Source organism: Citrobacter sp. CK188, from assembly GCF_030333525.1.
Classification (GTDB): domain Bacteria; phylum Pseudomonadota; class Gammaproteobacteria; order Enterobacterales; family Enterobacteriaceae; genus Citrobacter_B; species Citrobacter_B koseri.
Genome location: NZ_JAOWFU010000035.1, coordinates 55895 through 70006, shown reverse-complemented (window position 1 = coordinate 70006; position 14112 = coordinate 55895). Strand labels below are relative to the sequence as shown.

Genomic DNA, 14112 nt, shown 5'->3' with positions numbered 1-14112 from the left:
TCCCCATGAAGAAGCGATTTTCCGACGAACAGATCATCAGTATTCTCCGCGAGGCAGAAGCCGGGGTTTCGGCCCGGGAACTCTGCCGCAAGCATGCCATTTCAGACGCCACCTTCTACACCTGCCGTAAGAAGTTCGGTGGCATGGAAGTCCCCGAAGTGAAGCGGCTCAAGTCACTTGAAGAGGAGAACGCTCGTCTCAAGAAGCTACTCGCTGAAGCCATGCTGGATAAGGAGGCGCTTCAGGTGGCCCTGGGCCGAAAGTTTTGACGACAGACCAGAAGCGGGAAGCCGTGGAAGTCATGTGTGAGACAACGGGTCTGTCGCAACGCCGTGCCTGCAGGCTGGCTGGTCTGTCACTTTCAACCTGCCGTTATTCGGCTCAGCGTCCGGCTGCTGACGCACAACTGTCTCTACGCATCACAGAGCTGGCACTTGAACGCCGCCGGTTTGGTTACCGGCGCATCTGGCAGTTATTGCGCCGGGAGGGCCTTCACGTCAACCACAAGCGCGTTTACCGCATCTATCACCTTAACGGTCTGGGTGTAAAACGCAGGCGCCGCCGTAAGGGTCTGGCGACTGAACGGCTTCCGCTTCTTCGCCCGGATGCGCCGAACCTGACATGGTCGATGGATTTTGTCATGGATGCACTTGCCAGCGGCCGCCGGATTAAGTGCCTGACCTGTGTGGATGATTTCACGAAGGAGTGTCTGACGATCACCGCCGCTTTCGGGATTTCAGGTATTCAGGTCGCGCGTATTCTGGACAGCATTGCGCTGTTTCGTGGATATCCTGAGACGATAAGAACCGATCAGGGCCCGGAATTTACCTGCCGCGCGCTGGATCAATGGGCCTTTGAACATAGTGTTGAGTTGCGCTTAATCCAGCCGGGCAAGCCAACTCAGAACGGATTTATTGAGAGTTTCAACGGTCGCTTTCGGGATGAATGCCTGAATGAGCACTGGTTCAGCGATGTTCTTCATGCCCGGAAAATCATTAATGACTGGCGGCAGGATTATAACGAGTGTCGACCTCATTCATCGCTGAATTACCAGACGCCATCTGAATTTGCAGCAGGCTGGCGAAACGGGAAGCATGAAGAAAAATCAACCGACATTACTAACTGAAGGTTGTATCTAATACTGGGGGCAGGTCACCATTGACCCCGGTTGATCTTCGCATAGTCAAACGGCGTAATCCCTTTCTCCCGGTTCGCATCCAGAAAATCAGCCCACCACTGCAACATCAACTTGCGCTCATCCAGATGTTCCGCTTTATGGATATACGCCGCCCGCACCGAATTGCGTTCCATATGGCTCATCTGCCTTTCAACCGCATCCTTCGACCACAACCCTGACTCAATCAACGAGCTACATGCCATCGTCCTGAATCCATGCCCGCAAACCTCAACCCTCGTGTCGTATCCCATCACGCGCAGCGCCTTGTTCACCGTATTTTCGCTCATCGGTTTACGAGGGTTATGATCGCCAATGAAAACAAAATCGCGCTCGCCACTAAGCTTGTGAACTTGTTTGAGGATTGCTAGAGACTGGTGAGACAATGGCACCAGATGAGGTGTGCGCATTTTAGAACCACGTTGAGAGTGCTTCACTCCTTCGATAGCTTCACGTTCAGCCGGTATCGTCCACATTGCCGTATCGAAATCGATCTCAGACCAGCGGGCAAAGCGCAATTCACTGGAACGAATGAAGATTAACAAGGTGAGCTCAACAGCCAAGCGGGTCAAAGGGCGTCCCGTGTAACCGTCAATTCGGCGGAGCAGTTCAGGTAGGCGTTTCAGCTCAAGTGCTGGGCGATGGGCACGGTTACTGGAAGCAACTGCGCCAGCCATCTCTTGGGCTGGGTTGTAATCAATTAAGCCACTTTGGACGGCATACCGCATGATGCCGGTTGTTCGTTGCTGGAGACGAGAAGCAATTTCAAGGCGGCCAGTTGCTTCTACAACTTTAATGGGTGCAAGCAGGTCGCGAGTCTTTAGCTCTTCAATACTACGCTTGCCAATCGCGGGGAATAGGTTGTCTTCCAGGCTCTTCAATACCCTCCGACTGTGATCCTCTGACCATTTCTTGTTAGTTGCATGCCAAGCTCTGGCAACCGACTCAAAGGTAATAGCTTCTTTCGTCTGTTCTTCTTTCACAGCACGTTTATGCTCGCGAGGATCAATTCCAGCAGCAACAAGCCTCCTAGCCTCTTCCCTTTTCTGCCTCGCATCAGCTAACGATGTTTCAGGGTAAACACCAAAAGCCATCAGATGTTGCTTGCCACTGAAGCGAAAGCGGAACCGCCAGTATTTAGAACCGTTAGGGTGAACCAGCAAAATCATGCCTTCACCGTCAGTCAGTTTATAGGCTTTTGCTTCAGGCTTAGCCGAACGAACCTTCACATCACTCAGAGCCATGATGAGTATCCTTTCAAGGGTTCTGTGTGGGTACAAACATTATCGAACCGGGATATACCCGCAGTTGTACCCGCATCAGTAAGTTGATGTAGATTGAATCAGGTTGACTTAGGTTGAGTGAAAAAGCGAGGATAGCCTTGCGGATACTGGATTTCAGGCACAAAAAAAGACGTCCGTTGACGTCTATTGATGTTCCGATGGTGCCGAAGGCCGGACTCGAACCGGCACGTATTTCTACGGTTGATTTTGAATCAACTGCGTCTACCGATTTCGCCACTTCGGCACTGAAGAGGTATGCGGAAAACGTTGTGGATTATACCTGTCACACGCCACCATGCAAGCGGTAGCATATGCCCGGCTCGCTAAGTGTTGAAAAAATCAGCACAACCCCACGGCTGGCACCTCCTTAACCCCTCCTTCTGCGAAGCGACTCCGTTTCCCATGCTCTACACTTCCAGTTCAACACCACACTGAGGGAAACACGATGTCTATTATAAAAAGCTATGCCGCAAAAGAGGCGGGCAGCGAACTTGAACTCTATGAATATGATGCGGGTGAACTCAAGCCGGAAGATGTTGAGGTACAGGTAGATTACTGCGGTATCTGCCACTCCGATCTGTCGATGATCGACAACGAATGGGGCTTTTCTCAGTATCCGCTGGTTGCCGGGCATGAGGTGATTGGCCGCGTCGTGGCACTCGGCAGCGCCGCGCAGGATAAAGGTCTGAAGGTAGGTCAACGCGTCGGGATTGGCTGGACGGCGCGCAGCTGTGGGCACTGCGATGCCTGTATCAGCGGCAATCAGATTAACTGTCTGGAAGGATCGGTGCCGACCATCCTCAATCGCGGCGGCTTTGCCGAGAAGCTGCGAGCAGACTGGCAATGGGTGATCCCGCTTCCAGAAAGCATCGATATTGAATCCGCAGGCCCTCTGCTGTGCGGCGGCATCACCGTCTTCAAACCGCTGCTGATGCACCACGTTACCGCCACCAGTCGCGTTGGGGTGATCGGTATCGGCGGCCTCGGCCATATCGCCATTAAGCTGCTGCACGCGATGGGCTGCGAGGTTACCGCATTCAGCTCCAGTCCGGCCAAAGAACAGGAAGTGCTGGCGATGGGCGCCGATAAAGTGGTCAATAGCCGCGATCCAGAGGCGTTGAAAGCGCTGGCAGGTCAATTTGATCTCATCATCAACACCGTCAATGTCGATCTCGACTGGCAGCCTTACTTCGAAGCGCTGGCCTATGGCGGCAACTTCCACACCGTTGGCGCGGTGCTGAAGCCGCTACCGGTTCCGGCGTTTACCCTGATTGCAGGCGATCGCAGCATCTCCGGTTCGGCAACCGGTACGCCGTATGAACTGCGCAAGTTGATGAAATTTGCCGGGCGCAGCAAGGTCTCGCCGACGACCGAGCTGTTCCCGATGTCGCAAATCAACGAGGCCATCCAGCACGTTCGTGACGGTAAAGCTCGCTACCGTGTGGTACTGCAAGCCGACTTTTGATTGCCTTCACCGGGCGGCATTCGCTGCCCGGTTTTGCTCCCCCTTTTGGAATTCTTCTCGCAATCTCCGCAATTTAGCGGTGAAGAGTACGCCGCAGTTGCCTATACTCCAGGCAGGATAAATGGAGAAAATCTCATGAGTGCACCCCTGTTAATTGCCCGCACGCTGGAAAGCGAACTGTTCCTGTTGCCGGGCATGACCAACCGTCACGGGCTGATTACCGGCGCAACCGGAACCGGCAAAACGGTTACCCTGCAAAAACTGGCTGAGTCCCTATCAGACATCGGCGTTCCGGTATTTATGGCGGATGTGAAAGGTGACTTAACCGGCGTCGCGCAGGAAGGCGAACCTTCTGAAAAACTGCTCGCACGGCTGAAAAATATCGGCATCACCGACTGGCAACCGCACGCTAATCCGGTGGTACTGTGGGATATTTTTGGCGAAAAAGGTCATCCACTACGGGCGACCGTCTCCGATCTTGGGCCGCTATTGCTGGCTCGCCTGCTGAACCTGAACGAGGTGCAGTCCGGCGTGCTGGATATTATCTTCCGCATCGCCGATGACCAGGGGCTGTTGCTGCTGGACTTTAAAGACCTGCGGGCGATCACGCAGTATATCGGTGATAATGCCAAATCCTTCCAGAACCAGTATGGCAATATCAGCAGCGCATCGGTCGGGGCGATCCAGCGCGGGTTGCTGTCGCTGGAACAGCAAGGCGCGGCGCACTTCTTCGGCGAACCGATGCTGGACATCAAAGACTGGATGCGTACCGATGCCAACGGCAAAGGCATTATCAACATCCTCAGCGCCGAAAAACTCTACCAGATGCCCAAACTGTATGCCGCCAGCCTGCTGTGGATGCTCTCCGAACTGTATGAGCAACTGCCAGAAGCGGGCGATCTGGAAAAACCGAAGCTGGTGTTCTTCTTCGACGAAGCTCACCTGCTGTTCAACGACGCTCCGCAGGTGCTGCTGGATAAAATCGAACAGGTTATCCGCCTGATTCGCTCCAAAGGCGTGGGCGTCTGGTTCGTCTCACAGAACCCTTCCGATATCCCGGACAACGTGCTCGGTCAGTTAGGCAACCGCGTACAGCACGCCCTGCGCGCTTTCACCCCCAAAGATCAGAAAGCGGTGAAAGCCGCCGCGCAAACCATGCGGGCGAATCCGGCGTTTGATACCGAGAAAGCGATTCAGGAACTGGGCACCGGCGAGGCGCTGATCTCCTTCCTGGATGCCAAAGGCAGCCCATCAGTGGTTGAACGAGCGATGGTCATCGCGCCGTGCTCACGCATGGGGCCGGTGACGGACGATGAGCGTAACGGGCTTATCAATCACTCCTCGCTGTACGGCAAATATGAAGACGAAGTCGATCGCGAATCGGCGTATGAAATGTTGCAAAAAGGCGTTCAGGCCACCACCGAGCAGCAAAACAATCCGCCAGCAAAAGGCAAAGAAGTCGCCGTTGATGACGGAATTCTTGGCGGGCTGAAAGAGATATTGTTTGGCAGCACCGGGCCACGCGGCGGCAAACGGGATGGTGTGGTGCAGAGCGTCGCCAAAAGCGCAGCGCGTCAGGTAACGAACCAAATTATCCGGGGGATGTTAGGTAGCCTGATGGGCGGTAGAAAACGCTAACAGAAGGAATCCTTGTTTGCTAAGCGCAGCGCCTGATGGCGCTGCGCCGTATCTGGCCAACAATGAGAGAGATCGATTTTACGACTTACGCATCATCAGCCAGAGGCTAATCAGGAAGAACGAGGCGCTTGGCAGCAGCGCGCCGATAATCGGCGGAATGCCATAAACCAGCGTCAGCGGGCCGAAAATTTGGTCCAGAACGTAGAAGACGAAACCAAAGCTGATCCCGGTCACCACACGCACACCCATCGGCACGCTACGCAGCGGGCCAAAAATGAACGACAGCGCCATCAACATCATTACCGCCACGGAAAGCGGCTGGAAGATTTTACTCCACATATTGAGCTGATAACGTCCGGCGTCCTGGCCGCTCGACTTCAGATACTTCACATAGTTATGCAAGCCGCTGATGGAGAGCGCATCCGGGTCCAGCGCCACCACGCCCAGTTTGTCCGGCGTGAGGTTGGTTTTCCAGGTGCCGCTCACGGTCTGCGAACCGGTGATCTGTTTCGGGTCTTTCAGGTCAGACTCGTCCACCTGCGACAGACGCCAGACCTTGTTGTCTGCGTCGAACTTCGCAGACGCGGCATAACGCACTGACTGTAAGCGACGCTGATCGTTAAAGGCGTAGATGCTAATGCCCGCCAGCTCTTCGTCGCCCTTCACCCGCTCGATATAGACGAAATTGTTGCCATCTTTCGCCCACAGGCCTTGTTGAGTAGAGAGCAACGAACCGCCGTACATTGCCTGCGCACGGTAGTTACGCGCCATCTGCTCGCCCTGCGGAGCGACCCATTCACCGATGGCCATTGTCAACAGCACCAGTGGAATAGCGGTTTTCATCACCGACAGCGCCACCTGCATCCGGGTGAAACCCGAAGCCTGCATCACCACCAGTTCACTGCGCTGCGCCAGCATCCCCAGCCCCAGCAGCGCGCCAAGCAGCGCCGCCATCGGGAAGAAAATCTGCACATCTTTCGGCACGCTGAGCAGGGTATACATCCCCGCGCCCAGCGCATCGTAGCTCCCCTGCCCGGCTTTTTTGAGCTGGTCGACAAACTTGATGATGCCGGAGAGCGACACCAGCATGAACAACGTCATCATGATGGTGGTGAAAATGGTTTTACCGATATAGCGGTCAAGTACACCAAACGGCTGCATTATACCGCTCCTTTACGCAGAAGACGGGCGCGCAGGCGGCGTACCGGCACCGTATCCCAAAGGTTCAGACCAACCGCCAACGCCAGATAGATCAGGTTGACCGCCCACATCCAGATAACCGGGTCCAGTTTGCCCTTACCGCCGTTTGATTTCAGGGAGGTTTGCAGGAGGAAGAACAGCAGATACAGCAGCATAGCTGGCAGCATCGACAGCACGCGCCCCTGTCGCGGGTTAACCACGCTCAGCGGTACAACCATCAGCGCCATCATAAATACGGTGAATACCAGCGTAATACGCCAGTGCAGTTCCGCACGGGCGCGATTGGTATCGGTCTGCCACAGCGTGCGCATATCCATCTGATCGGTATCGTTCGGGTCCAGCGCAACGGCCTGATGACCAATAATCGCCTGATAGTTCTGGAAATCGGTGATGCGGAAGTCACGCAGCAGGGCAGTGCCTTCAAAGCGCGTCCCTTTGTTCAACGTCACAACCTGGGAGCCGTCGCGCAATTGCGTCAGATGTCCAGAATCGGCCACCACCACAGAAGGACGGGCGTTGCCTTTCGGGCGGATTTGCGCAAGGAACACATCTTTAAAATCGCTGCCGTCAACGCTTTCAATAAACAGCACGGCGCTGCCATTGGTCGCCTGCTGGAACTGCCCTTGCGCCAGCGCGGCCATGCCGGGATTGGCTTTTGCTTCCGCCAGTACCTCATCCTGGTGTCTGGATGACCAGGGCCCCGCCCACATGACGTTGACAGCGGCGACAACGCCGGTAAACAGCGCCAGCACCATCGCGGCCTTCACCAGCACAGCCCGGCTCAGACCACAGGCATGCATGACCGTTATTTCACTTTCGGTATACAGTTTGCCCAACGTCATCAACAGCCCGAGGAACAGGCTTAATGGCAGGATGAGCTGCGCCATTTCCGGCACGCCCAGCCCCAGTAGCGAGAGCACCAGATTTGCCGGAATATCACCGTCAACCGCCGCCCCGAGGATCCTCACTAGCTTTTGACAAAAGAAGATCAAAAGCAGGATGAAAAGAATCGCCAGTTGGCTTTTGAGCGTCTCCCGCACCAGATATCTTATGATTATCACTTTAAATACGCCCGTAAAAACTCGTCTTTTGCAGGAATTTAGCTTGTTTCATGGCTTAAACGTCATTTATTCTCTTGAGTCGTCGAAATCGTCGCTAAAATTATTATACTCAGCGGATTCGCCACTCAGAACGCGTTCTGACGTGCCAATGCCGTAATAACGTTAAGATTAACACGAAGTCACCGCAACTGCGGACATGAGTTACGAAAGCTTGCAATTCTAACTGTAGCCGCCGCCGTTGTCTTTAAGATTCAGGAGCGTAGTGCATGGAGTTCAGTGTAAAAAGCGGTAGCCCGGAGAAACAGCGGAGTGCCTGCATCGTCGTGGGCGTCTTTGAACCACGCCGCCTTTCTCCGATTGCAGAACAGCTCGATAAAATCAGCGACGGGTACATCAGCGCCCTACTGCGTCGTGGTGAACTGGAAGGAAAACCGGGGCAGACCCTGTTGCTGCACCATGTTCCTAACGTTCTTTCCGAGCGAATCCTCCTCATTGGTTGTGGTAAAGAGCGCGAGCTCGATGAGCGCCAGTACAAGCAGGTCATTCAGAAAACCATCAATACGCTGAATGACACCGGCTCAATGGAAGCGGTCTGCTTCCTGACCGAACTGCACGTCAAAGGCCGCAACAACTACTGGAAAGTACGTCAGGCTGTCGAAACGGCCAAAGAGACGCTGTACAGCTTTGATCAACTGAAGACCAACAAGAGCGAGCCGCGTCGCCCGCTGCGTAAAATGGTCTTCAACGTGCCGACCCGCCGCGAGCTGACCAGCGGCGAGCGTGCGATCCAACACGGTCTGGCGATTGCCGCCGGGATTAAAGCGGCGAAAGATCTCGGCAATATGCCGCCGAATATCTGTAATGCCGCCTACCTGGCCTCTCAGGCGCGCCAGTTGGCTGACAGCTACAGCAAGAACGTCATCACCCGCGTCATCGGCGAACAGCAGATGAAAGAGCTGGGTATGCACTCTTATCTGGCGGTCGGTCACGGTTCGCAGAACGAATCGCTGATGTCGGTTATCGAATACAAAGGCAACCCGTCCGAAGACGCGCGTCCGGTTGTGCTGGTCGGCAAAGGGCTGACCTTTGACTCCGGCGGCATCTCCATCAAGCCTGCCGAAGGCATGGACGAGATGAAGTACGATATGTGCGGCGCGGCGGCAGTCTACGGCGTGATGCGCATGGTCGCGGAACTTCAATTGCCGATTAACGTCATCGGCGTACTGGCAGGCTGCGAAAACATGCCTGGCGGGCGAGCGTATCGTCCGGGCGACGTGCTGACCACCATGTCCGGCCAGACGGTAGAAGTGCTGAACACCGATGCCGAAGGCCGCCTGGTATTGTGCGACGTGTTAACCTACGTTGAGCGTTTTGAGCCGGAAGCGGTGATTGACGTCGCGACCCTGACGGGCGCCTGCGTGATTGCGCTGGGCCATCACATCACCGGTCTGATGTCGAACCACAATCCACTGGCGCATGAGCTGATTAGCGCGTCCGAACAGGCAGGCGACCGCGCATGGCGCTTGCCGTTGGGCGATGAGTTCCAGGAACAGCTGGAGTCTAACTTTGCGGATATGGCGAACATCGGCGGCCGTCCTGGTGGTGCTATCACCGCCGGTTGCTTCCTGTCGCGCTTTACCCGTAAGTACAACTGGGCGCACCTGGACATCGCCGGTACCGCATGGCGTTCCGGCAAAGCGAAAGGCGCAACCGGTCGTCCGGTGGCGTTGCTGTCGCAGTTCCTGCTCAATCGCGCGGGTTTTAACGGCGAAGAGTAAGTTTGCATGATTGCCGGATGGCGACGCATATGCGCCTTATCCGGCCTACATGGAGTATTTAACCGTAGGCCGGATAAGCGTAGCGCCATCCGGCTTCGCATTTAAATTCACCACAAGAAGCCCCATATATGAAGAATGCAACGTTCTATATTCTGGACAATGACACCACCATTGATGGCCTGAGCGCCGTTGAACAACTGGTGTGCGACATTGCCGCAGAACGTTGGCGCAGTGGTAAACGCGTGCTGATTGCCTGTGAAGACGAAAAACAGGCCATCCGTCTGGATGAAGCGCTGTGGGCAAGACCGCCGGAGAGTTTTGTCCCGCATAATCTGGCGGGAGAAGGTCCGCGCGGCGGCGCGCCGGTGGAAATCGCCTGGCCGCAAAAACGCAACAGCAGCCCGCGTGATATTCTGATCAGCCTGCGTACTGGCTTTGCAGATTTTGCCACCGCTTTCACAGAAGTGATAGACTTTGTCCCTTACGAAGAAACTTTGAAACAACTGGCGCGCGAACGCTACAAAGCCTACCGCGTGGCTGGTTTTAACCTGAATACGGCAACCTGGAAATAATGGAAAAGACATATAACCCACAAGATATCGAACAGCCGCTTTACGAGCACTGGGAGCAGCAGGGCTACTTTAAGCCGAATGGCGATGAAAGCCAGGAAAGCTTCTGCATCATGATCCCGCCGCCAAACGTCACCGGCAGTTTGCATATGGGTCACGCCTTCCAGCAAACCATCATGGATACCCTGATCCGCTATCAGCGCATGCAGGGTAAAAACACCCTGTGGCAGGTCGGTACTGACCACGCCGGGATCGCTACCCAGATGGTGGTTGAGCGCAAGATTGCCGCAGAAGAGGGTAAAACCCGCCACGACTATGGCCGCGATGCCTTCATCGACAAAATCTGGCAGTGGAAAGCGGAATCCGGCGGCACCATTACCCGTCAGATGCGCCGTCTGGGCAACTCCGTGGACTGGGAGCGCGAACGCTTCACCATGGACGAAGGTCTTTCCAATGCCGTGAAAGAAGTGTTTGTCCGCCTGTACAAAGAAGATCTGATTTACCGTGGCAAGCGCCTGGTCAACTGGGACCCGAAACTGCGCACCGCGATCTCTGACCTGGAAGTGGAAAACCGCGAGTCCAAAGGCTCTATGTGGCACATCCGCTATCCGCTGGCTGACGGTGCGAAAACCGCAGACGGTAAAGATTACCTGGTGGTCGCCACCACCCGCCCGGAAACCCTGCTGGGCGATACCGGCGTAGCCGTCAACCCGGAAGATCCGCGTTATAAAGATCTGATTGGCAAATTCGTGGTGCTGCCGCTAGTGAACCGTCGTATTCCGATCGTGGGCGACGAGCATGCCGACATGGAAAAAGGCACCGGCTGCGTGAAGATCACCCCGGCGCACGACTTTAACGACTATGAAGTGGGCCGTCGTCATCAGCTTCCGATGATCAATATTCTGACCTTTGACGGCGATATCCGTGAAAGCGCGGAAGTGTATGACACCAAAGGCGAAGAGTCCGACGTTTACTCCAACGAAATCCCGGCTGAGTTCCAGAAGCTGGAGCGCTTTGCCGCACGTAAAGCGGTGGTTGCCGCTATCGATGCCCTCGGACTGCTGGAAGAGATTAAACCGCACGACCTGACCGTTCCTTACGGCGACCGTGGCGGCGTGGTTATCGAACCAATGCTGACCGACCAGTGGTATGTACGTGCTGACGTGCTGGCAAAACCGGCGGTAGAAGCGGTAGAGAACGGCGATATCCAGTTCGTGCCAAAACAGTACGAAAACATGTACTTCTCCTGGATGCGTGACATTCAGGACTGGTGTATCTCCCGTCAGCTGTGGTGGGGCCACCGCATCCCGGCATGGTACGACGACGCAGGCAACGTCTACGTTGGCCGTAGCGAAGACGAAGTGCGTCAGGAAAACAACCTGAGCGCCGACGTTGCGCTGCGTCAGGACGACGACGTACTGGACACCTGGTTCTCTTCCGCACTGTGGACCTTCTCGACTCTCGGCTGGCCGGAAAACACCGACGCGCTGCGTCAGTTCCACCCGACCAGCGTGATGGTCTCCGGTTTCGACATCATCTTCTTCTGGATTGCCCGCATGATCATGATGACCATGCACTTCATCAAAGATGAAAACGGCAAGCCGCAGGTACCGTTCAAGACCGTCTATATGACCGGTCTGATTCGCGATGACGAAGGCCAGAAGATGTCCAAATCCAAGGGTAACGTTATCGACCCGCTGGATATGGTTGACGGCATTTCCCTGCCGGATCTGCTGGAAAAACGTACCGGTAACATGATGCAGCCGCAGCTGGCTGAGAAGATCGCCAAACGTACCGAAAAACAATTCCCGGACGGCATTGAGCCGCACGGTACTGACGCCCTGCGTTTCACCCTGGCGGCGCTGGCCTCTACCGGCCGCGACATCAACTGGGATATGAAGCGTCTGGAAGGCTACCGTAACTTCTGTAACAAGCTGTGGAACGCCAGTCGCTTTGTGCTGATGAATACCGAAGATCAGGATTGCGGCTTCAACGGCGGCGAGATGACCCTGTCACTGGCAGACCGCTGGATCCTGGCGGAGTTCAACCAGACCATCAAAGCGTACCGCGAAGCGCTGGACAGCTTCCGCTTCGATATCGCAGCGGGCATTCTGTACGAGTTCACCTGGAACCAGTTCTGCGACTGGTATCTGGAGCTGACCAAGCCGGTCATGAACGGCGGCTCTGAAGCAGAACTGCGCGGCACCCGCAACACGCTGGTCACCGTGCTGGAAGGTCTGCTGCGCCTGGCGCATCCGATCATCCCGTTCATCACCGAGACTATCTGGCAGCGTGTGAAAGTGATTTCCGGCATTACCGCCGACACCATCATGCTGCAACCGTTCCCGCAGTACGATGTCTCCCAGGTGGATGAAGCCGCGCTGGCCGATACCGAATGGCTGAAGCAGGCGATCGTTGCCGTACGTAACATCCGTGCGGAAATGAACATCGCGCCGGGCAAACCGCTGGAACTGCTGCTGCGTGGTTGCAGCGAAGAGGCGATTCGCCGCGTGAACGACAACCGCAGCTTCCTGCTGAACCTGGCGCGTCTGGAAAGCATCACCGTGCTGCCAGCCGATGACAAAGGTCCGGTTTCCGTGACTAAGATTATCGATGGCGCCGAGCTGCTGATCCCGATGGCGGGGCTGATTGACAAAGAAGCCGAGCTGGCGCGTCTGGCGAAAGAAGTGGCGAAGGTCGAAGCTGAAATTGGCCGCATTGAAGGCAAGCTGGCGAACGAAGGTTTTGTCGCCCGCGCACCGGAAGCGGTGATCGCCAAAGAGCGTGAGAAGCTGGAAAACTACGCGGAAGCGAAAGCGAAGCTGATTGAGCAGCAGGCAGTTATCGCCGCGCTGTAACTTGATGGAAACGCCGGAGACCCTCTTCGGCGTTTTCTTTTATAAGGCATTTTTTATTCGTACCAGCTTCCCGTCCGGCATGGTGATCCAGTAATACTCTATGTTGCTGAAAGAAAATCTTTCGTAAGATCCCGCGTCGAATTCCACGATTAGCAGCACATTTTTTTCAATACAATTTTCTTTTGTGTTTTTTTGTGGCGGAAAACAAAACAGATCACCATCGCCTGATTTCTCACCATCGATAAACCCGCCGCCAATATCCCAAAAAACAATATAGTAAGAGGCACTTGTTGGTATATGGTATTTTGCCTTCAGCTCATTTTTGTGCTGCAGATACCAGTGTATCCGTCCCCACTCGGTTAATGCAAAGTGGTTAACTGCAATATCATAAGCCTCAAAATCCATAAAACCACGTTCACTGCTAACATAAAGCCCATGAAAAAGCGTAGGATCATACTCAAATCTCTCGCCAGCCCGAAGGATTGTCACAGGTCGTTGAGCCCAGAGGAGATAACCGCATATCAGCAACACCAAGCTGCCGATAATGACGTTACGTTTCGGCTTCATACGCTTCCCTTAATATGCGCATGAGCATTTAAATTTGTCAGAAACGGCCTGTACGCATAGTCACGATGACGCTGTAGAAAAAACCAGATGCGGAAGAAGCGAAAGTTTTTATATAACGTATTGGTAATATCCTCTTTGCCCAGACCAAAATGATCCTGCCCTTTAAAAGAAAGTAATCCCTCCCATGACATGGCATAGCGCTGAAAACGCACCAGTTTGATTTGTTGTGCATAAATATCATGTACGCTTACCCCCAAACCATTTACCCTGTCGATATAACGGTTGAATTTTGGCAGTTTAGAATCTTGCATTTCTGATTTAAGTCTTACAAAGAAGAAATCATCCAGGCGTGCGTCCCGTTTACTATGCAATTGTTTATTGATCTCATCCCGAATTTTCATCAACATATCATTCGTTCCAACGCCCCTTATGACCTCCTCATACGCGCGATTTAGAAGTTCTCCAAACCATGGCTGCCCGTTACCGTAATGGAAATGATCAATCAGTTCCCCAATAATA

The 14112-nt window shown here is 54.5% G+C and carries 12 protein-coding genes and 1 tRNA gene; 6 read left to right on the top strand and 7 right to left on the bottom strand.

Translation table 11 applies throughout. The features are described 5' to 3' along the window. Positions 1 to 5: 5 nt before the first annotated feature. A protein-coding gene (locus tag OGV67_RS16150) for an IS3 family transposase (protein WP_115615183.1) occupies positions 6 to 1126 on the top strand; the annotation gives its coding sequence in 2 pieces (ribosomal slippage) (positions 6 to 264 and positions 264 to 1126; 1122 coding nt in all). Between the two features lie 26 nt (positions 1127 to 1152). On the opposite strand, the gene OGV67_RS16145 is transcribed toward OGV67_RS16150, so the two are convergent. Both OGV67_RS16145 and OGV67_RS16140 read right to left on the bottom strand, forming a co-directional pair. After that, positions 1153 to 2418 carry a tyrosine-type recombinase/integrase gene (locus OGV67_RS16145; protein ID WP_115615184.1) on the bottom strand — a complete coding sequence of 422 codons (1266 nt, stop codon included), beginning with the start codon at positions 2416 to 2418 and terminating at the stop codon, positions 1153 to 1155. 198 nt (positions 2419 to 2616) lie between these two features. Beyond that, positions 2617 to 2701 (bottom strand) — tRNA-Leu (locus tag OGV67_RS16140). 201 nt (positions 2702 to 2902) lie between these two features. On the opposite strand from OGV67_RS16140, the gene ahr reads away from it, so the two are divergent. Both ahr and OGV67_RS16130 read left to right on the top strand, forming a co-directional pair. Further along, positions 2903 to 3922: an NADPH-dependent aldehyde reductase Ahr gene (gene ahr / locus OGV67_RS16135; protein WP_012134312.1), complete on the top strand. Its 1020-nt coding sequence runs from the start codon at positions 2903 to 2905 to the stop codon at positions 3920 to 3922. A gap of 135 nt (positions 3923 to 4057) precedes the next feature. Further along, a complete protein-coding gene (locus OGV67_RS16130) occupies positions 4058 to 5560 on the top strand; it encodes a helicase HerA-like C-terminal domain-containing protein (protein ID WP_115615185.1) in 1503 nt (500 codons plus the stop codon). Between the two features lie 78 nt (positions 5561 to 5638). Here OGV67_RS16130 and lptG read toward each other — a convergent pair whose 3' ends face one another. From lptG to ytgA, 3 genes are all read right to left on the bottom strand, one after another. After that, a complete protein-coding gene (gene lptG / locus OGV67_RS16125) occupies positions 5639 to 6721 on the bottom strand; it encodes an LPS export ABC transporter permease LptG (RefSeq protein ID WP_012134314.1) in 1083 nt (360 codons plus the stop codon). Next, positions 6721 to 7821, bottom strand: a complete 1101-nt coding sequence (gene lptF / locus OGV67_RS16120) for an LPS export ABC transporter permease LptF (RefSeq protein WP_012134315.1) — start codon at positions 7819 to 7821, stop codon at positions 6721 to 6723. The genes lptG and lptF overlap by 1 nt, the downstream gene beginning before the upstream one ends. A 62-nt stretch (positions 7822 to 7883) precedes the next feature. Continuing rightward, on the bottom strand, positions 7884 to 7934 hold the full coding sequence (gene ytgA, locus OGV67_RS16115) for a protein YtgA (RefSeq protein WP_211180521.1): 51 nt from the start codon (positions 7932 to 7934) through the stop codon (positions 7884 to 7886). A 153-nt stretch (positions 7935 to 8087) separates the two neighbouring features. Between ytgA and pepA the strand changes: the two genes are divergently transcribed. From pepA to OGV67_RS16100, 3 genes are all read left to right on the top strand, one after another. Further along, positions 8088 to 9599 (top strand): leucyl aminopeptidase, encoded by a 1512-nt coding sequence (pepA, locus tag OGV67_RS16110; protein ID WP_047459338.1) that lies wholly within the window; start codon positions 8088 to 8090, stop codon positions 9597 to 9599. A gap of 128 nt (positions 9600 to 9727) precedes the next feature. Further along, entirely contained in the window at positions 9728 to 10171 is a 444-nt protein-coding gene (gene holC / locus OGV67_RS16105) for a DNA polymerase III subunit chi (RefSeq protein ID WP_012134319.1), read from the top strand. Then, positions 10171 to 13026, top strand: a complete 2856-nt coding sequence (locus OGV67_RS16100) for a valine--tRNA ligase (RefSeq protein WP_115615186.1) — start codon at positions 10171 to 10173, stop codon at positions 13024 to 13026. Before holC ends, OGV67_RS16100 begins: the two co-directional genes overlap by 1 nt. Before the next feature lie 39 nt (positions 13027 to 13065). On the opposite strand, the gene OGV67_RS16095 is transcribed toward OGV67_RS16100, so the two are convergent. Continuing rightward, the gene (locus OGV67_RS16095; RefSeq protein WP_012134322.1) at positions 13066 to 13593 is read right to left on the bottom strand and encodes a DUF943 family protein; all 528 of its coding nucleotides are present in this window, start codon (positions 13591 to 13593) and stop codon (positions 13066 to 13068) included. Continuing rightward, on the bottom strand, positions 13590 to 14112 hold a 523-nt coding region (locus tag OGV67_RS16090), incomplete at its 5' end, for a DUF3289 family protein (RefSeq protein WP_286465749.1). The genes OGV67_RS16090 and OGV67_RS16095, both read right to left, overlap by 4 nt.

Bases quoted from the DNA above. Each gene is read 5' to 3' on its own strand.
- OGV67_RS16145 (WP_115615184.1), bottom strand. From the start codon at position 2,418: ATGGCTCTGAGTGATGTGAAGGTTCGTTCGGCTAAGCCTGAAGCAAAA.
- ahr (WP_012134312.1), top strand. From the start codon at position 2,903: ATGTCTATTATAAAAAGCTATGCCGCAAAAGAGGCGGGCAGCGAACTT.
- OGV67_RS16130 (WP_115615185.1), top strand. From the start codon at position 4,058: ATGAGTGCACCCCTGTTAATTGCCCGCACGCTGGAAAGCGAACTGTTC.
- lptG (WP_012134314.1), bottom strand. From the start codon at position 6,721: ATGCAGCCGTTTGGTGTACTTGACCGCTATATCGGTAAAACCATTTTC.
- pepA (WP_047459338.1), top strand. From the start codon at position 8,088: ATGGAGTTCAGTGTAAAAAGCGGTAGCCCGGAGAAACAGCGGAGTGCC.
- holC (WP_012134319.1), top strand. From the start codon at position 9,728: ATGAAGAATGCAACGTTCTATATTCTGGACAATGACACCACCATTGAT.
- OGV67_RS16100 (WP_115615186.1), top strand. From the start codon at position 10,171: ATGGAAAAGACATATAACCCACAAGATATCGAACAGCCGCTTTACGAG.
- OGV67_RS16095 (WP_012134322.1), bottom strand. From the start codon at position 13,593: ATGAAGCCGAAACGTAACGTCATTATCGGCAGCTTGGTGTTGCTGATA.